The following is a 21,353-nucleotide window of genomic DNA, read 5'->3' on the forward strand; positions in this document are numbered from 1 at the left end:
GACCCGCTCAACCTGCTGGGCCTCTTCCGCGGCGTCGACCAGGGCGCCTGGGACCCGAACGAGAACAACTTCGGCCTCTACACGATCGTGATCGGCGCGCAGACCCTGCACGCCACCGGCTACGCGATGGGCATGCAGCGCGACGGCGACGTCGGCACCGGCGACCCCGACCGGGACGCCGCGGTGATCGCCCACTTCGGCGACGGCGCCTCTTCGCAGGGCGACGTCAACGAGGCGTTCATCTTCGCCGCCTCCTACAACGCGCCGGTCGTCTTCTTCTGTCAGAACAACCAGTGGGCGATCTCGGAGCCGATCGAGCGCCAGACCCGGATCCCGCTCTACCAGCGGGCCCTCGGCTTCGGCTTCCCCGGCGTCCGCGTCGACGGCAACGACGTGCTCGCGACGTACGCCGTGACGCAGGCCGCGCTGCAGCGTGCCCGCGACGGCCAGGGCCCGACGTTCGTCGAGGCGTACACGTACCGGATGGGGGCGCACACCACCACCGACGACCCGACCCGCTACCGGCTCTCCGACGACGTCGAGCGCTGGAAGCTGAAGGACCCGATCGAGCGGGTCAAGGTCTACCTCAAGCGCAACGGGCTGGCCGACGAGGAGTTCTTCGGCGCGGTCAAGGCCGAGGCCGACGAGCTCGGTGTCCACCTGCGCGAGGGCTGCAAGGCCCTGCCGGACCCGAAGCCGCTGGAGATCTTCGACCACGTCTACGCCGAGATCACCGAGGAGCTCGTGGAGCAGCGCGAAGGCTTCGCCGCGTACCTCGAGTCCTTCGAGGGGAGCGACCACTGATGGCCACGCAGAAGATCACCCTCGCCAAGGGCCTCAACATGGGGCTGCGCCGCGCGATGGAGGACGACGACAAGGTCCTCGTGATGGGTGAGGACGTCGGCAAGCTCGGCGGCGTCTTCCGGATCACCGACGGCCTGCAGAAGGACTTCGGCGAGGACCGGGTCATCGACTCGCCGCTGGCCGAGTCCGGCATCGTCGGCACCGCGGTCGGGATGGCGATGCGCGGCTACCGGCCCGTCGTCGAGATTCAGTTCGACGGCTTCGTCTACCCCGCCTACGACCAGATCGTCTGTCAGGTCGCGAAGATCCACTTCCGCAGCCAGGGCAAGGTCAAGATGCCCATCGTCATCCGGATCCCGTTCGGTGGCGGGATCGGTGCCGTCGAGCACCACAGCGAGTCCCCGGAGGCGCAGTTCGCGCACACCCCGGGCCTCAAGGTGGTCGCCTGCTCCAACCCGGTCGACGGCTACTGGATGATGCAGCAGGCGATCGCCTGCGACGACCCGGTGATCTTCCTCGAGCCCAAGCGGCAGTACCACGCCGACAAGGCCGAGCTCGACGAGAGCGCCACCCCCGACCCGCTGTTCACCTCGCGTGTCGTGCGGGCGGGCACGGACGTCACCGTGCTGGCCTACGGCCCGACGGTGAAGACCGCGCTCAAGGCGGCCGAGGCCGCCGCGAGCGAGGGGCGCTCGCTCGAGGTCATCGACCTGCGCACGCTCTCCCCGCTGGACATGGGCCCGGTCTTCGAGTCGGTACGTCGTACCGGCCGCGCCGTGATCACCCACGAGGCGCACGTGAACCTCGGCATGGGCTCGGAGGTGGCTGCCCGGATCACCGAGCAGTGCTTCTACTCGCTGGAGGCTCCCGTCCTGCGCGTCGGTGCCTTCGACACGCCGTACCCGCCCTCGCGGATCGAGGAGGAGTACCTCCCCGACCTCGACCGGGTGCTGGACGCCGTCGACCGCTCCCTGGCCTTCTGAGGAGATCCACCACATGTCTGAGTTCAAGCTGCCCGACGTCGGCGAAGGCCTGACCGAGGCCGAGATCGTCTCCTGGAAGGTCAAGGTCGGCGACGTCATCGAGGTCAACGACATCATCGTCGAGATCGAGACCGCCAAGTCGCTGGTCGAGCTGCCCTCGCCGTACGCCGGCACGGTGCTGGCGCTGATGGTGTCCGAGGGCGAGACCGTCGACGTCGGTACGCCGATCATCTCGGTCGGCGACCCGAACGACGCGCCGGCCGCTGCTCCCGCGGGCTCGTCGGACGCCGAGATGGAGATCGACCTGTCCAACCCGCGCGCCTCCGGCGGTGGCGAGGGCGAGAGCCTGGTCGGTCGCAACAAGGCCGAGCGAGGTGCGGTCCGTCGTGCTCGCAAAGGGTCGGCCTCGCCGTCCTCGGAGTCCGCCGCGAACACCCAGATGCAGGTCCAGGGCGCCTTCTCGCAGGGCGGCGCGCTGTCCGATCCGGTCGCCGAGTCCGACGAGCCGGCCGTGCCGGCCACCTCGGCGCGGACCCGCGAGCCGGAGCCGGTCTCGGAGTTCGTGCCGCGCGGTGCGGTCACAACCTCCGAGGCGCGCGCGCTGGCGAAGCCGCCGGTGCGCAAGCTGGCCAAGGACCTCGGGGTCGACCTGGGCTCGTGCCGGGCCTCCGGGCCGAACGGCACCGTCAGTCGGGCCGACGTCGAGGCAGCCGCCTCGGGCGCGGGCTCGTCGTCGGGCTCGTCGTCGGGCTCGTCGGCGGGGGCGTCCGGCCAAGTCGAGTCGGCGCCGCGCCGGGCTGCCTCCTCCGGGGAGCGCGAGACGCGCGAGCCGATCAAGGGCGTGCGGAAGATGATGGCCTCGGCCATGGTGTCGTCGGCCTTCTCGGCGCCGCACGTCACCGAGTGGATCACCGTCGACGTCACCCGCACGATGGAGTTCGTCGAGCGGCTCAGGACGCGACGCGAGTTCCGCGACGTCAAGGTCTCGCCGCTGCTGGTGCTCTCGCGTGCGGTGATGCTGGCGATGAAGCGGACGCCGGAGATCAACTCCTACTGGGACGAGCAGGCCCAGGAGGTCGTGGTCAAGCACTACGTCAACCTCGGCATCGCGGCCGCCACGCCGCGCGGGCTCGTCGTACCGAACGTCAAGGAGGCGCAGGACCTCTCCCTGCTCGAGCTCGCCGGCGAGCTGAACCAGCTCACCGGCACCGCTCGTGAGGGCAGGACCCAGCCGGCGGAGATGAGCGGTGGCACGTTCACGATCACGAACGTCGGGGTCTTCGGCGTGGACGCCGGTACGCCGATCATCAACCCGGGCGAGTCCGCGATCCTGTGCTTCGGTGCGGTGCGCAAGCAGCCGTGGGTGGTGTCGAGCGACGCGGGTGACGAGCTGGCGATCCGTCAGATCACGACCCTGGCGCTCTCCTTCGACCACCGGCACATCGACGGCGAGAAGGGCTCGCGCTTCCTGGCGGACGTCGCGGGGATCCTGGAGGACCCGGCCTCGGCCCTGCTCTTCTGACGCTGACCTGCCACTTGTGGTTGCTCACGAGGCGCCGACCTGCCACTTCTGGTTGGTCGGCGCTTCGGCATTTCAACCACAAGTGGCAGGTCAGCGGTCTGGGGGGCAACCACAAGTGGCAGGTCAGCGGTCTGGGGCCAACCACAAGTGGCAGGTCAGCGCTTGCGGCGGAGGGCGGAGAGCTTGGTGGCCACGCCGGCCATCGAGTTGAGCACCCCGAGCGCGATCGGGTTGACCTGCATGCCCTCGGGCTTGAGCGGGTGCAGCAGAGCATCGGTCCCGCCGTCCACGAAGAGCACCGAGCCGACCACCAGACTGGAGGCGTCCGAGAGCAGAAAGCCGATCGTCGCGGCCACCTCCTCGGGCAACCCCGGCCGCCCGAGCGCGCTCGGATAGGCGTCCGCGAAGACCCCCAGCTGGGGGTCCGCCCGGAGCTGGTCGGTCATCGGGGTCGCGATCAGACCGGGCGCGACGGCGTTCAGCCGGATCCCTGCGCCGACCCACTCCGCCTTCACGCACTCGCGCCGCACCCAGTAGGCCAGCGCGGCCTTCGTCGCCGGGTAGACCATCACCGCGTCCACGCTCGCCGCCTCGGCCCGCGCCGCCGTCTCGTCGTCGCGCAGGCAGGCGGTGGTGACCTCGGTCCTCCACCCCGGCTGGGCGGTGATCGAGTTCGACGCCAGCAGCACGACCGAGGCGCCGCCGGCGGCGGCCAGCTCGGCCCGGAGTCCGCGGACCAGCGCGACCGACCCGAAGTAGTTGACCGAGACCACGAGCTGGGGGTCGACGCCGGTCAGCCCGGCCACACCGGCACAGGGCACCACGCCGTGCACCACCCGGGTGAGGTCCTGGACGCCGGCCACCGCCGCAGCGCGCCCGGCGCCCGTGGACAGGTCGGCGACCACGTCCGCCTCGGCCAGGTCGACGGTGATCACCAGGTGACCCGCCTCGCGCAGGTACGCCGTGGTGGCCGCGCCGATGCCCGACGCGGCGCCGGTGACGACGTACGTCTTGGGCGGCTCCACACTCACGCCGGGCCGTCCTGGATCCGCACCAACCCGCTCAGCGTGGCGATGTACGCCGTGCCGTCCGGCCCGAGGTAGATCGCGGCGTAGTGGTTGTTCCACTGGGTGCCGGTGCCGGTCAGCCGGCTCCAGACGGTCTTGCCGCTGCGGATGTCGATGGCGGTCAGGTACCAGGCGTCGATGCCGTCGGAGCGCGGCGGCTTGGTGTAGGCGTAGACCAGTCCGTTGCCCAACGACCCCTTCGGCACCGACGTGGGCGCGGTCGAGGTGTTGGTCCAGGCGACCTTGCAGCCGCGCTTCTTGATCAGCACCCGCGCGATGCCCGGCGTGGTGGAGCGCCCGAACATGGTCGAGCCCGGGTTCTGGTAGCCGTAGTTGTTCTCGATGATCACCGAGTTGCCGGCTGCCACCAGGCTGTTCTCGGTGGTGCTCGCCCCCTCGGGCAGGACCGGGATCCGACAGTGCAGCCGACGCTTCACGCCCTTGCGACGGTCGTAGACGACGATGTGGGTGCGCGGGTCGGCGTTGTCGGTGATCGCCATCCACTTCCTGCCCAGCAGCGTCGGCGACGTGCCCGAGCCCTGGGAGAGCATCCCCGGCTTCTGCACCGACCCGCGGTCGTAGTCACGCTGCCAGGTGATCCGCGGCTGCGCCGTACGGCCCGCGTCCAGGCGGTACATCGCGTGCGTGGTGACGACGTACACCCCGCCGGTCTCGTCGGCGGAGACCGAGTTGTAGATGCCCTCGCCGCGAGCCTCGCCCAGGCGCAGGGTGCGGACCTTGCCCGTCCTGCGGTTGAGCGTGCCGACCGTGCCCTGCTGGGTGAAGAACCAGACCCGTCCCTTCCAGTCGGGGGCCGTGGCGACCACGCAGTCGCCGTCCGGGATGTGCGGCGCGAGCTCCCACGAGCCCACCTTGGCGAGGCCGGTCGCGGTCTCCCGGACCTCCCAGATCGAGCTCTCGGTGGTGGTCGCGATGGCGTGGTCGTCCGGGGTGAGGAAGAAGTACGTACCGCCGCAGATGTCGGTCAGCGGGTTGGCGCCGGAGGTGACGTCGCGGCCGGGCATGGCGAGCTCGGCGATCGGGTCCAGGGTCACCGGGTCGATCAGCATCATCACGAAGCCCTCGAGTCCGCCGCAGAGCGCGAGGATCCGGTCCTGGGAGTCAAAGGTGATCGTGGCGCACTCGCGAATGCCGTAGGTCGCGGAGGTGACGACCAGGTCGCGGCCGAGCGGCCCGCTGACCTCGTAGGCGTCCGAGCTGTACGCGTCGTTGTGCATGCTGCTGCGGCCGTTGGGCGCCAGGAAGGGGTGCTGGGGCAGCCGGCGCTGCTTGATCGGCCGGGCCTTGGCGGCGGCACCCTCGAACTTCTCGACGCGGGCGTCGGACGGCGACGGTGGGATCGGCGGGGCCACGCTGCTGGTCCGGTCACCGGTGGCGCCCGAGGCGCTGGTGCCGGCCAGGGCCAGGGCCAGGGCGAGGGCGGTCAGGCCGACGGTGGCGGCGCGCAGGAGGGGGGTACGACGACTCGGCATGGAGGAACTGTAACCGGATGGTTACAGTTGGACAATGACTTCCACCCAGACGTCCGGACCTCGGCCGCGCGGACGCGAGGCCGTCCGGGTCGCGGTCCTCGACGCCACCCGCGCCCTGGTGGCCGAGCGGGGCCCGGATGGTTTCTCGGTGCGCGACATCGCCGCCCGCGCAGGGGTCAACCACGCGCTGGTGCACCGGCACTTCGGGACCAAGGCCGAGGTGCTCGAGCAGGTGCTGGCCGAGGAGTCCCGGGGCGTCGTCGAGGCGATCGTGGCGTCCGGGGTGCCCACCGACGGCAGCGGAGTGGTCGACGGTGCGGTCGTCGACCAGGTCCTCGACGTCCTGGCCGAGCGGCCGACGTACTGGCGGGCGCTGGCGCACGCGGTGCTGGAGAGCCCGGACGTCGCGGTGCCGGGTACGGCGTCGACCACCGAGCTGTTCGCGTCGCTGTGGCGGGAGTCGGACCCCGGGCGGGCGACCGACTCCGCGGTGGCCGGGGCGACTGCGCTCGGGTGGCTGATCTTCGGCGCGTTCATGAGCGAGGCGACCGGTGCTGACCCCGGCGACGTACGACGCGGGGTGGCCGAGCAGATCGCTCGGCTGACGGCGCCGGAGCAGCCGCCCTCCTGAAGCAGCCGCCCCTTCCGCTGTAACGCGGTGTTATGGACGCTGAGTGCCCCCTCCGCAGGTTGTTCAGCGTCAATAACCCCGCGTTACAGCGGAAAACGGCGCTGCTCAGCCGAGCGGCTCAGACGTACCGCCCGGCCCGCTCGGCCGGCGTCCGCGGGCCCGAGGCCAGCAGCGCGCTCAGCTCGTGCTCCAGCACCGCCCCCACCCGCTGGCAGAACGCCTCCGGCTCGTCGGCGGCGTCCGGCTTCTCCGCCACCACCCGGTCCACGATCCCGCGCGCGTGCAGGTCCAGCGCGCGCACCTGCTGCTGGCGCGCCATCTCCGGCGCATGCTCGAGGTCGCGGTGCACGATCGCGCTCGCGCCCTCGGGCGGCAGCGGCGAGAGCCACGCGTGCTGGGCGGCGACCACCCGGTCGGCGGGCAGCAGCGCCAGCGCACCGCCGCCGTTGCCCTCGCCGAGCATCAGGCACAGCGTCGGCGCGTCCAGGGTGACCAGGTCGGCCAGGCAGCGCGCGATCTCGCCGGCCAGCCCGCCGTTCTCGGCATCCGGCGACAGGGCGGCGCCCTGGGTGTCGATCACGGTGACCAGCGGCAGCCCGAGCTCGGAGGCCAGCCGCATCCCGCGTCGCGCCTCGCGCAGTGCCTCCGGCCCCATCGGGTGGTCGGCGGTCTGGCCGCGCCGGTCCTGGCCGAGGAAGACGCACGGCGCCTGCCCGAACTTCACCAGCGCGATCAGCAGGCCGGGGTCGGACTCACCCTGCCCGGTGCCGTTGAGCGGTACGACGTCGCTGGCGGCGTACCGCAGCAGCCGCCGTACGCCGGGCCGGTCCGGCCGACGCGAACGGGTCACGGCGTCCCAGGTCTCGACGTCCGGGATCTCCTCCTCGGCGGGCGCCGCCACGACCGGTACGCCGTCGCGGGGAGCGAGCAGGATCGAGAGCGCCCGGTCCAGGATGTCCGCGATCTCGGACGGGGCGACGACCGCGTCGATGATCCCGCGGGCGTAGAGGTTCTCGGAGGTCTGCACGCCTTCGGGGAACGGCTTGTTGTAGAGCGCCTCGTAGACCCGTGGCCCGAGGAAGCCGACCAGCGCATCGGGCTCGGCGACCGTGACATGTCCCAGCGACCCCCAGGAGGCCATCACGCCACCGGTCGTGGGGTTGCGCAGGTAGACCAGGTAGGGCAGCCCCGACGACTTGTGAGCCGCGACTGCCTGGGAGATCCGCACCATCTGCACGAAGGCGGGCGTGCCCTCCTGCATCCGGGTGCCGCCGCTGATCGGTGCGGCGAGCAGCGGCAGTCCCTCCGCGGTGGCGCGCTGGATCGCCGTCACCAACCGATCGGCCGCAGCCCGCCCGATGGAGCCGGCGAGGAAGCCGAACTCACCCACCACCACGGCCACCCGGCGCCCCCGCATCAGGCCCTCACCGCTGAGCACTGACTCGTCCACGCCGCTCTTCGCGGTGGCGGCGGCGATCGCGGCGGCGTACTCCTCGGAGAGGGCGCCGCGCTCGGGCGGCACGTCCCAGGAGGTCCATGAGCCCGCGTCGAGCACGAGGTCGATCAGGTCGGCGGCGGTCAGTCGGGTCACGGGCGACAGGCTAGGCCCTCGCCGCGTGCCAGGCGGCCAGGATGTCCGACTCCCGGCTCCGGCCGATCCCGGTGACCACCGCCTCGGGGTGCTCGTCCAGCCAGAGCAGGGTGTCGCGGGCGGTCTCGGCGAGCGGGCGGGTGACCAGCCCGGCGGCGTACGACGCGGCCGGGTCGTGGGCCATCATCCCGGCGTACGCCGGCTGTGGCAGCCACAACGGGATCGAGTCCGGCCCCATCCACGGCTCGACGCCCTGCTCGAGCAGGAACTCCTGGTCCACCGCGGTGAACGAGCTCGTGGCCGGGTCGTGGCGGCCGAGGTCGCGGGCCGCCGCCGCCACGGCGTCGACGAAGGCGGCGCGGGTCATCGGCCGGGCGACACCGTCGAGGAGGCCGGTACGCCGCCTCTCCGCGCTCTCGACGAGCCACCCCGCCAGGTCGCGGACGTCGATCAGCTGCACCGAGTCGTCCGGCGAGCCGGGCACCAGCACCTCGGGCCAGGCGGCGGTGTCGGCCAGCCGGGCCGGCCAGTAGCTGAACCGACCCGTGGGGTCACCCGGCCCGACGATCAGCCCGGGCCGGACGACCAGGGACGTCGCGGCGCCGGCGCGCACGTGGCGTTCACAGGCGACCTTCATCGCGCCGTAGGTCTCCGGCGAGGCCATCGGGTCGGCGTCCTCGTCGAGGGGCTCGAGCGTGGCCAGGGTCTCCGGGGTGCCGCCCGGGGTGCCGTGGTCGGGGTGGACGCTGATCGAGGAGACGAAGACCCAGTGCGCGTCGGGCAGCAGCCGGACCGCCCGCCGCACCCAGGACGGGTGTCGGGCGACGTCGACGACGGCGTCGACCCCGGAGGCCAGCTCGGCCAGCTCGTCGGGCGGCGGTCCGGTGCGGTCCCACGCCAGCAGCCGGGCACCCGGCGGCACCGACACCGAGGCTCCCCGGGCGGCGCAGACGACGTCGTGGCCCCGACGCAGCGCCTCCTCGGCGACCGCGCGCGAGAGGAAGGCGGTGCCGCCCAGGACCAGGAGCCTCATCGCCGCTTCGGGCTCTGCTTGCCGTACAGCCAGGCTCGGAAGAACGACGTCAGGTCGCGATCCGTGCGCTCGTCGAGCCAGGCCAGGTACTCCTCGGCCGTGGCATTGCCGTTCGCGTTCACCTGCGGCCAGTCCCGCACCAGGGTCCAGAAGGTGTCGTCACCGACCTGCCGGCGCAGCTCGTGCCACATCAGCGCGGGACCGTAGTAGACGTTGCCCTCGCCGAAGGCGGCCGGGTCGAAGGCGGCCGGCGGGCCGGACTCGCGGCGCAGGATCGGCTCGAAGTTGGCCCACTCGTCCATCAGGTCGTCGATGGTCTGGCCGCGGAACGCCGGGGTGAACTCCACCATCCAGACGCCCTGCAGGTACATCGCCATGCCCTCGTTCATCCAGAGCGCGGTCCAGTCGGTCGGGGTGACCAGGTCGCCGTACCACTGGTGCACCAGCTCGTGGACGATCACTCGCGCCGAGGTCGTGTACTCGGTCCGGCCCAGCGTGATCATCGTCTGGGTCTCCATGCCGCTCTGCGAGTCGACGAGCACGATCCCGAGGGTCTCGAACGGGTAGGGGCCGAGCCGGGCCTCCAGCCAGTCCAACGCCTCGGGGGTGACCCGCAGGCTGCGCAGGCCGGACCGGTCGCCGGGCGCCGTCCAGTAGCTGATCGGCACCCCGCTGGGCGAGGAGTCGGTGGTCATCCGGAACTCCCCGATCGCCGCCGTCACCAGGTACGACGCGGCCGGGGCGTCGAGCTCCCAGCGGGTGGTGGTGGTGCCGTCCTCGTCGGTCCGCTCGACCAGCTCGCCGTTGGCCACCCCGACGAACGGCGAGGGGGCGCTGATCGTGAACGAGTAGAGCGCCTTGTCGGAGGGGTGGTCGTTGACGGCGTACCAGCTGTAGGCGCCGTACGGCTCCTGCATGGTCCAGGTCTCGCCGGAGTCGGTGATCCGCCAGCCCAGGTCGCTGAAGTCCGAGCGGGTGGTGGGCGCGGTGACCGGCGTGGGCGTGCCGGAGTAGGCGATCCGCAGGGTGTAGCGCCGGTCCTGCTCGACGGCCGCCCGGACGACGAGGTCCTTGCCCATCCGTTCGTGCTCGACCTCCTGCCCGTCGAGCTGAACCGAGGAGACCGTCAGTGCGGCGCTGAGGTCGAGCTGGACGTCGTCGTCGTCCTCGGTGGAGCGGAAGACCAGGGTCTCGACCCCGGTGAGGGTCTCGGTGTCGGGCTCCCAGGCGAGGTCGAGGTCGTAGGCGAGGGCGTCGACGCCGGGGTCGCCGACCTCGGGGTAGACGCTGTCCTCGACCGGCTCGCTCTCGGCCACCTTGAGCGCCGGGTCGTCGACGTCGGGCACCGGGTTGTCGCCGCCGGGACTGCCGGGACTGCCGGCGCCAGCGCCGGGGTCGGGGCTCGTGCCGGTGCACCCCGCCAGCAGCGCGGCGGTGAGCAGGGCCACCGCCACTGTCCCGCGTGTGGGGGAGCGCCTCACTCCTCGTCCCGGAGCATCGGACGGGCGAGCTTGCGGCCGTGGTGGATCTGCGCCTTCACGGTCCCCAGCGGGACGCCGATGTGGGCGGCGATCTCGTCGTACGACATGCCGTACACGTCGCGCAGCAGCAGCGGTTCGACAAACTGGGGGTGGTCGCGCTCGATCCTCTCCATCGCCTCGAGCAGGTCCAGCCGGGTGCCGGCGATGACGCTGGTGGTGCGCGGGTCCGGACGGTCCAGGAGGGTGAACGCCTGGGGGTCGCTGGCGACGGCCTGGTTCTTCATCCGGCGATAGGTGCTGCGGGCCGAGTTCACCGCGACCACGTGCAGCCAGGTGGTGAACCTGCCGCGCCCGCCCCAGGAGCCGATCTTGTTCGCGACGTTGACCAGGGCGTCCTGGCAGGCGTCCTCGGCGTCGGAGGGGTGGGGCAGCACCCCCCGGCAGATGTTGAGCGTGCGCGGGCGCACGGCCGCGAGCAGTTGCTCGAGCGCCTGCCGGTCGCCCGACTGAGCTCGGCGAGCCAGGTCGTCGATCTCGTCGGGCGTGGTCCCGGCCGAGTCTGAGTCCCACGTCATGGGCGGATGTCCCTTCGCTGTGACCTGCAACATAATGCAACCGTGCCCATGCCTTCTCGTCTCGGTCGTTACGCCGTACGCCGCCGGATCGGGGCCGGTGCGTTCGCCACCGTGTGGCTGGCCTACGACGAGCAGCTGGACTCCCCGGTGGCGATCAAGGTGCTGGCCGACAACTGGACCGAGGACCACCACGTCCGACAGCGCTTCCTCGAGGAGGGGCGCTACCTGCGCAAGGTCGAGTCGCCGCACGTGGTGTCGGTCTACGACGCCGGGGAGCTCGACGACGGTCGGCCGTACCTGGTGATGGCGTACGCCGACCAGGGCACGCTCGCGGACCGGCTCGAGGTCGAGGGCCTGGCCGCGTCCCAGGCGCTGGAGGTGGTGCGGCAGGTCGCGGTCGGCCTGAAGGCGCTGCACGCGCGCGGCATCCTGCACCGCGACGTGAAGCCGGCGAACGTGCTCTTCCGCACCGTCGACGGCGAGGTGCGGGCGATGGTCGGCGACCTGGGTCTGGGCAAGGCGCTCGACATGTCCTCGCGGCTCACGATGATCGCCGGCACACCGACCTTCGTGGCGCCGGAGCAGGCGCAGGGCGAGTCGCTGGACGCCCGCGCCGACCAGTACTCCCTGGCGGCCCTGACCTACGTGCTGCTCACCGGCCACGCGCCGTACGCGCACACCACGCTGGCGGCCGCCCGCGCCCCCGGGTCGCCGCCGGCGCTCTCCACGCCCGAGCGGGCCTTCCCGGCCGCGGTGGAGGACGTCGTACGACGGGGCCTGGCGCCGGACCGGGAGGACCGCTTCCCCGACGTGACGGCGTACGCCGACGCGCTGGCGGGCGCCCTCGCCCTCGACCCGGCCGCGGGGGTGGCTCGCGGCGCCACCGCGGTGCCCTGGATGTCGCTCGACCCGGACCTGACGCAGGCCGGGGGAGCGCCCTCGCCGCTGCCGAGCCCGGTGATGTCGCCGGTGATGTCGCCGGTGATGTCGCCGGTGACCTCGCCGATGCCGGAGCCGTCGCAGGAGCCGGTGCTGGAGCAGGAGCCGGTACGGCCCCGCCGTCGGCGCCCGGTGCTGGTGGGGCTGCTGGCGCTCGCGTTGGCGGCCGGCGCGGGCACCGGGTACGCCCTGCAGCGCGAGTGGGGCAGCCACGTCACGGTGAGCGACGACTCGGGGTCGCTGTCGGCGACCGTGCCACGCGCCTGGGGGCAGGCGGTCGCGACGGACGGCTGGTTCCCGCCCAACGACTCCGACGACTTCCCGGGGCTCTCGCTCGGCACCTCCCGGGACTGGCGGACCGGGGACGCGGCCCAGGGCGTCTTCGTGGGGATCCTGCCCGGAACCAGGTTGCCGAGCCAGGTGCCGCAGCACCCCGAGTGCCTCAAGGCGCAGGCGCCGATCGAGGACCTGGCCGCCGGCGACCCGTCACTCACGGTGGTCTTCGCGGCCTGCCCGGGCGGGTTCCTGGTGGAGCGGGTCGTCCAGGTGGCGTCGAACCGGTTGATGTGGGTGCAGGTGCGCAGCGCCGACCGGGCCACGGCCAACGAGGTGCTGGACGCGGTGCGTACGCACGGGATGTCGTAGCCGGCGTACGTCTCAGCGGGCGCGGTCGGCGATCCGGGCGACGAGGGCTCGCAGCCCGGCCTCGTCGCGCATCCGGCCGGTGGCGGCGATCTCGGCCTCGGCGGTGCCCGAGCCGCGGGGGGAGATCCACCGGACCACGCTCAACCGCTGGTGGTCGGTCTCGTCGATGTAGGTGAAGACCAGCGTGTCGTCGGTGCGCTCCAGGACGTTGAAACCGAGCAGGCCGTCGAGCTCCTCGGCGCGCTGCTCCATCAGGCGCTCGATCGTGATGCGTTGGCTGATCACGAGCTCGACCCGGACGGAGTACGACTGCGACGGGTTGCCCGGCAGCGTCCAGCGCTTCTCGGCCGGGCCGATCACGAACTCCTGCCACCCGTTCGGGATCGGGAACTCCAGGTCGTATGGCGCGACTCCGACCGTCTCGGTGTGGCTCGGCAGGCGGGTGGGCAGGGTCGGTCGGTCCGGGTCCGGCAGGACCGTGGGGGGCGGGTCGAGCGGCACCGACGGTGAGCTGGCCGGGACCGGAAGGGCTCCGGCGAGGCGGGCGGGTTCGTCGGTGAGCACGGTTCCGGCGGCGAAGCCGAGCCCGACGCCCACCAGGGTGGTCGCCAACGCCACCTCGACTCCGCGGATCCCCATGGCCGACAAACTATCCGTGACCTGCCAGTTGTGGTTGCCCCAGGCCCGCTGACCTGCCAGTTGTGGTTGGCCGGGAGCAACCACAAGTGGCAGGTCAGCGGCTGGGTACCAACCACAACTGGCAGGTCGGCACGTAGCGTGAGCCCGGTGACCAGCCTTCTCCTGCGCAATGCCCGGATCGTCCCGCTCGGTGACGGTCATCCCGTCCCGGACGCCCCGGTCGACGTCCTCGTCGAGTACGGCACGGTCAGCGCCGTCGGCCCCTCGCTCGATCGCCCAGCGGGCGTGGAGGAACTGGACGCCGCCGGCCGCTGGGTCGCCCCCGGTCTGTGGGACCAGCACGTGCACATGGCCCAGTGGACGCTCTCCTCGGGTCGGCTCGACCTGGCCGGGGTGCGGTCCCACGAGGAGGCCACCGCACTGGTCGCCGAGCGGGTGGCGGAGTACCCCGACCTGCCCGTGATCGGCTGGGGCCACCGCTCGGGCCACTGGGAGCGCGACGCCACGGTCTCCGAGCTCGACGCGGTCTCCGGCGACACCCCGGTGGTGCTGATCAGCGGCGACGGCCACCACGCCTGGCTGAACACCACCGCGCTGATGCACCTCGCGATGCCGGTCCGTGACTCGGTGGTCCAGGAGGCGGAGTGGTTCGCGGCGTACCCGCGCCTCGCGACGCTGGTGGGCAACGACGGCACCTCGCCCGAGGCCTACCGCCGCACGCTCGACCACGCCGCGTCGATGGGGGTCGTGGGCATCGTCGACTTCGAGTTCAGCGGCGGCGCTGCGGAGTGGGCCGAGCGCTGGGCGGCCGGTTGCGACCTGCTGCGGATCCGGATGGCGACGTACGCCGACACCCTCGAGGACGTGATCGCCGCCGGTCTGCGCACCGGTGACGTGCTCCCGGGTTGCGACGAGCGGGCCACGATGGGGCCGCTGAAGATCATCTCCGACGGTTCGCTCAACACCCGGACCGCCTGGTGCTGCGAGCCGTACGCCGACGCGCACCGACTGGAGTACCCCTGCGGTCAGCCCAACCTCTCCGGCGACGAACTGCGCGGCCTGCTCGCCCGGGCTCACGTCTTCGGGCTGGAGGTGGCGACCCACGCGATCGGCGACGCGGCCGTGGCCGAGGCGCTGGCGTCGTACGCCGAGACGGGTGCGCGGGGCTCGATCGAGCACGCCCAACTGGTCGGCCGCGACGACGTACGACGGATGGCCGAGCTGGGCATCCGGGCCAGCGTCCAGCCGGCGCACCTGCTCGACGACCGCGACCTGACCGAGAAGATCTGGCCGGGTCGTGGGAACCGGTCGTTCGCGCTGCGGTGGATGCTCGACGACGGGGTGGAGCTGGCGATGGGCTCGGACGCGCCGGTCTCCCCGATGGACCCGTGGCTGGCGATGGCGGCGGCGGTGCACCGCAGCGCCGACGAGCGCGAGCCCTGGTACGCCGAGCAGGCGCTGACCCCGCAGGAGGCGTTCACCGCGTCGGTCGACGGTCAGCCGACGGTGCAGCCGGGCAACCGGGGCGACCTGGTGCTGCTCGACGACGATCCGCTGGCGGCGGGTGACTCCGCGACCCAGGCGGCGGCGCTGCGCGGCGTACAGGTGGCGGCCACGATCGTGGCGGGGGAGACGGTCTTCTCCCACCTCTGAGGGCTGCGGCCGTGCTTCGGCGGGGTGTCGTCAGGGGTGGCGCTGATGGCGCTGGTGGCGCTGATGGCTCAGTGCTTCCCACGGGTTCCTAGCGCTTCCATGGCAGTGCAATGCCCTGGAAGCGCAGGGATCCCCGGATCTCCGGGGAATCCGACACCCCCCTCAGGCCTCGAGCTGGGCGAGCACCAGCTCGGCGACGGCCTCCTGCTCGGCCGCGAACGGGTGGAAGGCCAGCGCGCCGCCCAGGTCGCTCTGCTGGCCGTTGATCCAGGGGTCGGCGGAGCAGATGTCGTGGCCCTTGCTGGCGCGGAAGACGTCGACGTACGCCGCGTCGGCAGCACGGGCCCCGCGCTTCACGGCGGCCGCCAGCTTCTCGTTCAGCTCGCGGGCGAAGGGGTAGTCCTCGGCCGCGAGCGGGAGCAGGTCGGGGCAGGTGCCGGTCGCGGGCACGATCTGCGGGTAGCCGACGACCACCACGGTGGCCTCGGGAGAGCGGTCGCGGATCCCGGTCACGATCGAGGTCAGGTACGACGTGATCGTCCGGAGCTGGCGATCGATCTTCGCCCGGCCGGCGGCGTCGAGCTCGGCCGCACACCCCTCGTCGGGCTGGGCGCCGGCGCCCCCGCGGACCACGCACTGACCGAGCAGGGTGCCGAACAGGTTGAAGTCGTTGCCACCGATGCCGACCGTGACCAGGTCGACCTCGGGGGTCAGTGCGTCGAACTGGGGCGGCTGGGTGTCGGTCGCGGTCCGCTGGGCGCCAACCAGCGAGGCGCTGTCGGCGCCGCTGCAGCTGACGTCGACCAGCTCGGTGCCGGGCATCGCGGCCGCCACCAGCGAGGGGTAGTTGCTGTCCGAGCGCAGGCAGCCGTTGGTGGTGTCGGTCGTCGGCACCAGCGGTGCGGCCGTGTAGGAGTCACCCAACGCCACGTAGGTCGGGTACGGCGACTCGACGCTCGCCGAGGTCGACGCCGGTGGCGTCGGCAGGCTGCCCGGGTCGGCCACCCCGCGGGTGCAACCGCTGGCCACGAGGGCAAGGGCGAGCAGCCCGCCGGTCAGGGCGGCCAGTCGAGGCGCGGGTCGAGCAGGCGGGCGGACGAGAGCCGTCATGGGTGGTACCTCCACCCCGAGACGCTACGGGACTCCTCCAACGCTCGCCGCGGACCGCGGACCGCGGACCGCGACCTCAGCCGGCCAGGTCGTCGGTCCCCAGCGCCAGCACCAGCGCCAGCACGCTGGCCGGGTCGTCGAGCTGTTCGCCGTACAGCTCACGGAGCTGGCCCATCCGGTAGCGCACGGTCTGGGCGTGCACGAACAGCTCGGCGGCGACGTCGTCACGGCGGCCCTGGTGCAGCAGCCAGGAGCGCAGGGTGGCGGCCAGCTTCTCGGCCGATCCGGGCCTCAGGTCGGCGAGCGGTGCCAGCACCTGGGCGCGCAGGTCGGCCAGCGCCTCGGGGTCGGCCCGCAGGACCAGCGCGGGCAGGTGGGCCTCGGTGTCGTCGACCAGGCCCAGGGACCGCGCCCGCAGCGCCCGGTCGTACGACGCTCGCGCCGCCAGCCAGGGTCGGGACGGCCCGGCGATCGCTCCCCGATCGGCCAGCGCCCGCAGCAGCACGGCGCGGCTCGAGCCGTGCATGTCCGGCACCAGCAGCAGGGCGGCACCGTCGAGGTCGGGCACGTCGACGGCCTGCAGGGTCGTGGCCGGCAGCGAGGTCAGGGCCGGGCGGACCTGGGACTCGGGCACCAGTACCGCGGTCAGCGTCTCCGGCGGCTCCCAGCCGGCCTGTTCCGCGCTGGCCAGCACGGTCTCGGGAGAGGCGCCGCCGAGCAGTTGCCCGGCGAGCCGCTCCAGCATCCGTTGCCGCACCCGGCCGGTGGTGGCCAGCTCGTCGGTGTGGCCGGCGACGCTGGCGGCGGACAGTTCGTCGATGAACGCGAAGACCAGCTCCGCGAACGGCACCAGCGTCTCGGCGTCGACGCCGTTGGCGACCGCGGTGGTGGACATCTCCCGCCAGGAGACCCGGGCGCCCACGCGGTAGGCGGCCAGCAGGGCCTCGGTGCTGCGGCCGCTGCGGGCCTCGCCGCGACCGAGCTGGTAGGCGCCCTCGACGGCCGGGGCGGTCGGGGTCTGCGGGTCGGCCCCCCGGCCGCCGCTGGCCAGGGAGAGGAAGCCGCCGAGCGCGATCTGCACGGCGCTGCGGATGTTCTCGCCCATCGAGCCGCTCAGCGCCCCGTCGTACGACGGCACCTCGGCGATGATCGCGGTGACCGCCTTGTCGGCGACGGTCGGCAGCAGGGCGCGCATCCGGTCGACCGCCGGTGCGGGCAGGGCCAGGCCGTGACCCGCGGTACGTCGCGGCCCGGTCCTCGGGGTGCGGCCGGCCATGCTGCCTCCTGGAAGAGATTGTTCCCAGCGAACAAATGTGACGTAGGCATTCACATGCCACGGTCAGGACTTTACCCCTCTGGGTGGACGACAGTGGAGCCATGAGCACCGTTGCCCTCCCCAGCACCACCTCCCGCACCGCGATCGCCGCCCCGACCGCCCGCACCCTGCGCCAGCGTCTGCGCCGGTTCGCCGAGGCCGCGGTCACCCCGCTCGAGCTCGACGACGTCCTCGACGTCTTCCACCCGCTGCGCTCGGGGGCCGAGCTGCGCGGCCGGATCGTGGCCGTGCACCCCGAGACCGCCGACGCCACCACCCTGGTGATCAAGCCGGGCAAGGACTGGGCCGGCCACGTGCCCGGTCAGTACGTCCGGATCGGCGTCGACGTCGACGGCGTCCGGCTGTGGCGCACCTACTCGCTGACCCACGGCCCGCGCGCCGACCGCTGCATCTCGATCACGGTCAAGGCGATCCCCGACGGCGTGGTCTCGAACCACCTGGTCCACCGGGTTCGTCCCGGCACGATGCTCCAGCTCGGACAGGCCGAGGGCGACTTCGTCCTCGCCGACCCGATGCCGGGCAAGCTGCTGATGGTGACGGCCGGCTCCGGGATCACGCCGGTGATCGGGATGCTGCGCAGCCTCTTCTCCCGCGCCGAGCGGGTCCGGGCCGACATCGTCGTCCTGCACTCCGCGCTGTCGCGCTCGGAGGTGATCTTCGGCGACGAGCTGCGTCGCTACGCCGCCGAGGGCCGGCTGCGGCTGGTCGAGCTGCACACCGATGTCGACGGGATGCTCGACGTCGCCGACCTCGACACGATCGTCCCGGACCTGGCCGAGCGCACGACGTACGCCTGCGGGCCGGTCGGCCTGCTCGACGCCCTCGAGCAGCACCACACCGAGCGTGGCCTCGCCCTGCACATCGAACGCTTCCGCTCGGCCGTGGTCGTCACCGGCGAGGGCGGGACGGTCTCCTTCGGCCGCACCGGCACCCTCGTCGAGGCGGCCGGCGACACCCCGATCCTCGACGCCGCCGAAGAGGCGGGCGTCCTGATGCCGAGCGGCTGCCGGATGGGCATCTGCTTCGGCTGCGTCCTGCCGCTGCGCAGCGGCGCCGTCCGCGACCTGCGCAACGGCGCCCTGACCGTCGCCAATCCCGGCGAGACCGGAGACGGCGGCGTGCTGATCCAGACCTGCGTCAACGCGGCCGCCGGTGCGTGCGACATCGACCACTGACCGGCCGGTCCCAGACACCCCACTGCCACCACTGACACCCCACTGACACCCCACTGACACCCCTGACCGAGGAGCGCACATGACCGCCCTGCAGAAGAAGTCCGACAACCCGATCGCCCACCTGAGTGCCGAGGACATCGAGCTCCTGGGCAAGCAGCTCGACGAGATCCGCCAGGAGGTCCTGGAGGCTCGTGGCGAGTCCGACGCGGCGTACATCCGCAAGGTCATCAGCGTGCAGCGCAAGCTCGAGCTGGGCTCGCGCGCGGTGCTGCTGGCCAGCATCTTCCCGCCGGCCTGGATCGTCGGCACGGCCGGCCTGAGCGTCGCCAAGATCCTCGAGAACATGGAGATCGGCCACAACATCCTGCACGGCCAGTGGGACTGGATGCGCGACCCGAAGATCCACTCGACCACCTGGGAGTGGGACCACGTCACCCCGGCCGAGCAGTGGAAGCACTCGCACAACGAGCTGCACCACACGTACACGAACGTGATCGGCAAGGACAACGACCTCGGCTACGGCATCATGCGCGTCGACGAGGACCAGCCCTGGCACCCGTTCTTCCTGGTGCAGCCGTTCTGGAACTTCGTCAACGCCTGCTTCTTCGAGTACGGCATCGCGGCGTACGACCTCGAGCTCGGCGCGAACATCAAGCGCAAGAAGACCAAGGACCCCGAGTTCAAGGCCCGGGTCAGCCAGGTGCTGAAGAAGGTCCGCAAGCAGGCCACCAAGGACTACCTGGTCCACCCGGCGCTGTCGCTGCCGACCGGCTCGTTCCTGCCGACCCTGGCGGCCAACTTCACCGCCAACATCGTGCGCAACCTGTGGAGCCACTCGATCATCATGTGCGGGCACTTCCCCGAGGGTGTCGAGACCTTCGAGAAGCGCTCGATCGACGGGGAGACCCGCGGCGAGTGGTACCTGCGCCAGATGCTCGGCTCCGCCAACATCTCCGGCGGCAAGGCGATGCACGTGATGTCCGGCAACCTCTCGCACCAGATCGAGCACCACCTCTTCCCGGACCTGCCGAGCAACCGGTACGCCGAGATCGCCCCGAAGGTGCGCGAGCTGTTCGAGAAGAACGGGCTCAACTACCACTCCGCGCCGTTCCCGAAGCAGGTCGCGAGCGCCTGGCACAAGGTGATCCGGCTGTCGCTGCCCAACGGCTGGCTGGCCACCACCAACGCCAAGAACGCCGTGCCGCAGCTGAAGATGCTCTACACGATGACCACCGGCGGTCCGCGGGTACGTCGTGCCGCCCAGGCCCGGCTGAACCAGCAGGCCCGTCGCGCCAGCCAGGCCGCCTGACCGACCGGTCTCCTGCGCTCGGAGGAGTCCGCCGGGTCAGCCCAGGGGCAGGCGCATCCGATAGGTGCCGTGCAGCACTCGGTAGCCGAGCTCCTGGTTGACCCGGCGGATCCCGGCGTTGTGCTCCTCGTTCTCGGTGCGGCTCAGGGTCGCCCCGGAGGCTGCGGCGTCGAGGTGCGCCTGCTGCTTGACCAGCTTCGCCAGGCCCCGGCCGCGGAAAGCAGGGTCGACGCCGGTGTAGCTGATGAACAGGAACCCCTCCACGGAGGTGCCGTGCGCGATCGCGGCGGGTACGCCGTCCACCCGGGCGAGCACCCCGATCGACGTACCCCCGGCGGAGGTCTGCCGGAGGTGGGCGCAGGTCAGCACGTTGCCCGCACCCGCCTCCGGGTTCGTCTGGCTGGCCAGCAGCATCGTCTCGACGGCGTCCTGGTCGTCGAACTCCAGTGAGGGACAGCTCTCGAGCGTGACGTCCGGCGGTGGGGCCGGCGTGGGCAGCCCGACCAGGGGCAGCTCCGACTCGATGGACAGCTCCTCCACCTCGTACCCCCAGCGCTGGGCGATCACAAGCGAGCGTGGCTCGGTGTCCCGGACCATCGTGCGGAGCTCGGTCGCGGAGTCCGGCCGGCCGTTGAGCAGCGAGCGGAAGATCGCGGAGCCGACGCCGGAGCCCTCCGCGTCCTGCCGGACGGTGACCCACATCGACGTACGTCCCGGTGGCGCGTGGGTGCCGGTGGCCATCCAGCCCCAGCCCAGCATCTCGTCGGCGTCGTCGAGCGCCGTGACGGTCCGCAGGTCGGGCCAGGTCTCGGGCACCATCAGCTGCCACCCGATGTCCTCGGGGCCCATCGTGGGGTTGCGCTGGCAGGCGAACTCGATCATCGCCTCGTGGTCGGCCGCCGACCCGTCGATCAGTCGCACAGCCCGACGATGGCAGATCCGGGACCTCGCGACCAGAGGTCAGGAGCAGAGGCCAGGAGCAGAAATCAGCCGAGAGCGGCCGAGACCACGTCCCGCGCCTCGGCCTGGACCTCGGCCAGGTGCTCGGCGCCCCGGAACGACTCGGCGTAGATCTTGTAGACGTCCTCGGTGCCCGACGGGCGCGCGGCGAACCAGGCCGACGCGGTGGTCACCTTCAGGCCGCCGATCTTCGCGCCGTTGCCGGGCGCCTCGGTCAGCTTGGCGGTGATCTCCTCGCCGGCCAACGTCGTGGCGGTCACGTCCTCGGGGGAGAGCGCGCCGAGCTTGGCCTTCTGCTCCCGGTTCGCGGGCGCGTCGATCCGGGCGTACGACGGGTCGCCGTGCGCTGCGATCAGCTCGGCGTAGTGCTCGCTGGGCGACTTCCCGGTCGTCGCCAGGATCTCGGA

At 72.1% G+C, this 21,353-nt stretch carries 18 protein-coding genes and 1 pseudogene; 8 read left to right on the plus strand and 11 right to left on the minus strand.

All coding sequences use genetic code 11. The features are described from left to right. From ABZE72_RS08010 to ABZE72_RS08020, 3 genes are all read left to right on the plus strand, one after another. On the plus strand, positions 1-804 hold an 804-nt coding region (locus ABZE72_RS08010; protein ID WP_372728489.1), incomplete at its 5' end, for a thiamine pyrophosphate-dependent enzyme. Then, positions 804-1,787, plus strand: coding sequence for an alpha-ketoacid dehydrogenase subunit beta (locus ABZE72_RS08015; protein ID WP_372728490.1), 984 nt, complete (start codon positions 804-806; stop codon positions 1,785-1,787). The genes ABZE72_RS08010 and ABZE72_RS08015, both read left to right, overlap by 1 nt. 13 nt (positions 1,788-1,800) lie before the next feature. Beyond that, positions 1,801-3,309: a dihydrolipoamide acetyltransferase family protein gene (locus ABZE72_RS08020; RefSeq protein WP_372728491.1), complete on the plus strand. Its 1,509-nt coding sequence runs from the start codon at positions 1,801-1,803 to the stop codon at positions 3,307-3,309. Positions 3,310-3,464: 155 nt separating this feature from the next. Here ABZE72_RS08020 and ABZE72_RS08025 read toward each other — a convergent pair whose 3' ends face one another. Next, entirely contained in the window at positions 3,465-4,340 is an 876-nt protein-coding gene (locus ABZE72_RS08025; RefSeq protein WP_372728492.1) for an SDR family oxidoreductase, read from the minus strand. Then, positions 4,337-5,869: a hypothetical protein gene (locus tag ABZE72_RS08030; protein WP_372728493.1), complete on the minus strand. Its 1,533-nt coding sequence runs from the start codon at positions 5,867-5,869 to the stop codon at positions 4,337-4,339. The genes ABZE72_RS08025 and ABZE72_RS08030 overlap by 4 nt, the downstream gene beginning before the upstream one ends. 34 nt (positions 5,870-5,903) lie before the next feature. Here ABZE72_RS08030 and ABZE72_RS08035 point away from each other — a divergent pair, with 34 nt between their 5' ends. Next, entirely contained in the window at positions 5,904-6,500 is a 597-nt protein-coding gene (locus ABZE72_RS08035) for a TetR/AcrR family transcriptional regulator (RefSeq protein ID WP_372728494.1), read from the plus strand. A 118-nt stretch (positions 6,501-6,618) separates the two neighbouring features. Here ABZE72_RS08035 and ABZE72_RS08040 read toward each other — a convergent pair whose 3' ends face one another. The 4 genes from ABZE72_RS08040 to ABZE72_RS08055 are packed head-to-tail and all read right to left on the minus strand — an operon-like array spanning position 6,619 to position 11,180. Further along, a complete protein-coding gene (locus ABZE72_RS08040) occupies positions 6,619-8,091 on the minus strand; it encodes a carboxyl transferase domain-containing protein (protein ID WP_372728495.1) in 1,473 nt (490 codons plus the stop codon). Between the two features lie 10 nt (positions 8,092-8,101). Then, positions 8,102-9,124, minus strand: coding sequence for an NAD-dependent epimerase/dehydratase family protein (locus tag ABZE72_RS08045; protein ID WP_372728496.1), 1,023 nt, complete (start codon positions 9,122-9,124; stop codon positions 8,102-8,104). Next, entirely contained in the window at positions 9,121-10,572 is a 1,452-nt protein-coding gene (locus tag ABZE72_RS08050) for a M1 family metallopeptidase (RefSeq protein ID WP_372728497.1), read from the minus strand. The genes ABZE72_RS08045 and ABZE72_RS08050 overlap by 4 nt, the downstream gene beginning before the upstream one ends. A 29-nt stretch (positions 10,573-10,601) precedes the next feature. Then, positions 10,602-11,180 (minus strand): RNA polymerase sigma factor, encoded by a 579-nt coding sequence (locus tag ABZE72_RS08055; RefSeq protein ID WP_372728498.1) that lies wholly within the window; start codon positions 11,178-11,180, stop codon positions 10,602-10,604. Positions 11,181-11,228: 48 nt separating this feature from the next. Here ABZE72_RS08055 and ABZE72_RS08060 point away from each other — a divergent pair, with 48 nt between their 5' ends. Beyond that, positions 11,229-12,764, plus strand: coding sequence for a serine/threonine-protein kinase (locus ABZE72_RS08060; RefSeq protein WP_372728506.1), 1,536 nt, complete (start codon positions 11,229-11,231; stop codon positions 12,762-12,764). Positions 12,765-12,776: 12 nt separating this feature from the next. Here ABZE72_RS08060 and ABZE72_RS08065 read toward each other — a convergent pair whose 3' ends face one another. Continuing rightward, positions 12,777-13,403 (minus strand): hypothetical protein, encoded by a 627-nt coding sequence (locus tag ABZE72_RS08065; protein WP_372728499.1) that lies wholly within the window; start codon positions 13,401-13,403, stop codon positions 12,777-12,779. Positions 13,404-13,550: 147 nt separating this feature from the next. Here ABZE72_RS08065 and ABZE72_RS08070 point away from each other — a divergent pair, with 147 nt between their 5' ends. Beyond that, positions 13,551-15,056, plus strand: a complete 1,506-nt coding sequence (locus tag ABZE72_RS08070; RefSeq protein ID WP_372728500.1) for an amidohydrolase — start codon at positions 13,551-13,553, stop codon at positions 15,054-15,056. Between the two features lie 162 nt (positions 15,057-15,218). On the opposite strand, the gene ABZE72_RS08075 is transcribed toward ABZE72_RS08070, so the two are convergent. Together ABZE72_RS08075 and ABZE72_RS08080 are read right to left on the minus strand one after the other, a co-directional pair. Beyond that, positions 15,219-16,166: an SGNH/GDSL hydrolase family protein gene (locus ABZE72_RS08075; RefSeq protein WP_372728501.1), complete on the minus strand. Its 948-nt coding sequence runs from the start codon at positions 16,164-16,166 to the stop codon at positions 15,219-15,221. A 76-nt stretch (positions 16,167-16,242) separates the two neighbouring features. Beyond that, positions 16,243-17,442, minus strand: a complete 1,200-nt coding sequence (locus ABZE72_RS08080) for a PucR family transcriptional regulator (protein ID WP_372728502.1) — start codon at positions 17,440-17,442, stop codon at positions 16,243-16,245. Between the two features lie 101 nt (positions 17,443-17,543). Between ABZE72_RS08080 and ABZE72_RS08085 the strand changes: the two genes are divergently transcribed. Both ABZE72_RS08085 and ABZE72_RS08090 read left to right on the plus strand, forming a co-directional pair. Then, entirely contained in the window at positions 17,544-18,677 is a 1,134-nt protein-coding gene (locus tag ABZE72_RS08085; protein ID WP_372728503.1) for a ferredoxin reductase, read from the plus strand. A gap of 79 nt (positions 18,678-18,756) precedes the next feature. Then, a complete protein-coding gene (locus ABZE72_RS08090; RefSeq protein WP_372728504.1) occupies positions 18,757-19,986 on the plus strand; it encodes a fatty acid desaturase in 1,230 nt (409 codons plus the stop codon). 36 nt (positions 19,987-20,022) lie between these two features. Here ABZE72_RS08090 and ABZE72_RS08095 read toward each other — a convergent pair whose 3' ends face one another. Both ABZE72_RS08095 and ABZE72_RS08100 read right to left on the minus strand, forming a co-directional pair. Beyond that, positions 20,023-20,907: a GNAT family N-acetyltransferase gene (locus ABZE72_RS08095; RefSeq protein WP_372728505.1), complete on the minus strand. Its 885-nt coding sequence runs from the start codon at positions 20,905-20,907 to the stop codon at positions 20,023-20,025. 65 nt (positions 20,908-20,972) lie between these two features. Then, positions 20,973-21,353 (minus strand): annotated as a pseudogene (locus ABZE72_RS08100) (phosphoglucomutase, alpha-D-glucose phosphate-specific); the annotation flags it as partial.

Origin of the sequence: Nocardioides sp., from assembly GCF_041600255.1 — a bacterium.
GTDB lineage: Bacteria > Actinomycetota > Actinomycetes > Propionibacteriales > Nocardioidaceae > Nocardioides.

Bases quoted from the DNA above. Each gene is read 5' to 3' on its own strand.
- ABZE72_RS08015 (WP_372728490.1), top strand. From the start codon at position 804: ATGGCCACGCAGAAGATCACCCTCGCCAAGGGCCTCAACATGGGGCTG.
- ABZE72_RS08020 (WP_372728491.1), top strand. From the start codon at position 1,801: ATGTCTGAGTTCAAGCTGCCCGACGTCGGCGAAGGCCTGACCGAGGCC.
- ABZE72_RS08030 (WP_372728493.1), bottom strand. From the start codon at position 5,869: ATGCCGAGTCGTCGTACCCCCCTCCTGCGCGCCGCCACCGTCGGCCTG.
- ABZE72_RS08035 (WP_372728494.1), top strand. From the start codon at position 5,904: ATGACTTCCACCCAGACGTCCGGACCTCGGCCGCGCGGACGCGAGGCC.
- ABZE72_RS08045 (WP_372728496.1), bottom strand. From the start codon at position 9,124: ATGAGGCTCCTGGTCCTGGGCGGCACCGCCTTCCTCTCGCGCGCGGTC.
- ABZE72_RS08055 (WP_372728498.1), bottom strand. From the start codon at position 11,180: ATGACGTGGGACTCAGACTCGGCCGGGACCACGCCCGACGAGATCGAC.
- ABZE72_RS08060 (WP_372728506.1), top strand. From the start codon at position 11,229: ATGCCTTCTCGTCTCGGTCGTTACGCCGTACGCCGCCGGATCGGGGCC.
- ABZE72_RS08065 (WP_372728499.1), bottom strand. From the start codon at position 13,403: ATGGGGATCCGCGGAGTCGAGGTGGCGTTGGCGACCACCCTGGTGGGC.
- ABZE72_RS08075 (WP_372728501.1), bottom strand. From the start codon at position 16,166: ATGACGGCTCTCGTCCGCCCGCCTGCTCGACCCGCGCCTCGACTGGCC.
- ABZE72_RS08080 (WP_372728502.1), bottom strand. From the start codon at position 17,442: ATGGCCGGCCGCACCCCGAGGACCGGGCCGCGACGTACCGCGGGTCAC.
- ABZE72_RS08085 (WP_372728503.1), top strand. From the start codon at position 17,544: ATGAGCACCGTTGCCCTCCCCAGCACCACCTCCCGCACCGCGATCGCC.
- ABZE72_RS08090 (WP_372728504.1), top strand. From the start codon at position 18,757: ATGACCGCCCTGCAGAAGAAGTCCGACAACCCGATCGCCCACCTGAGT.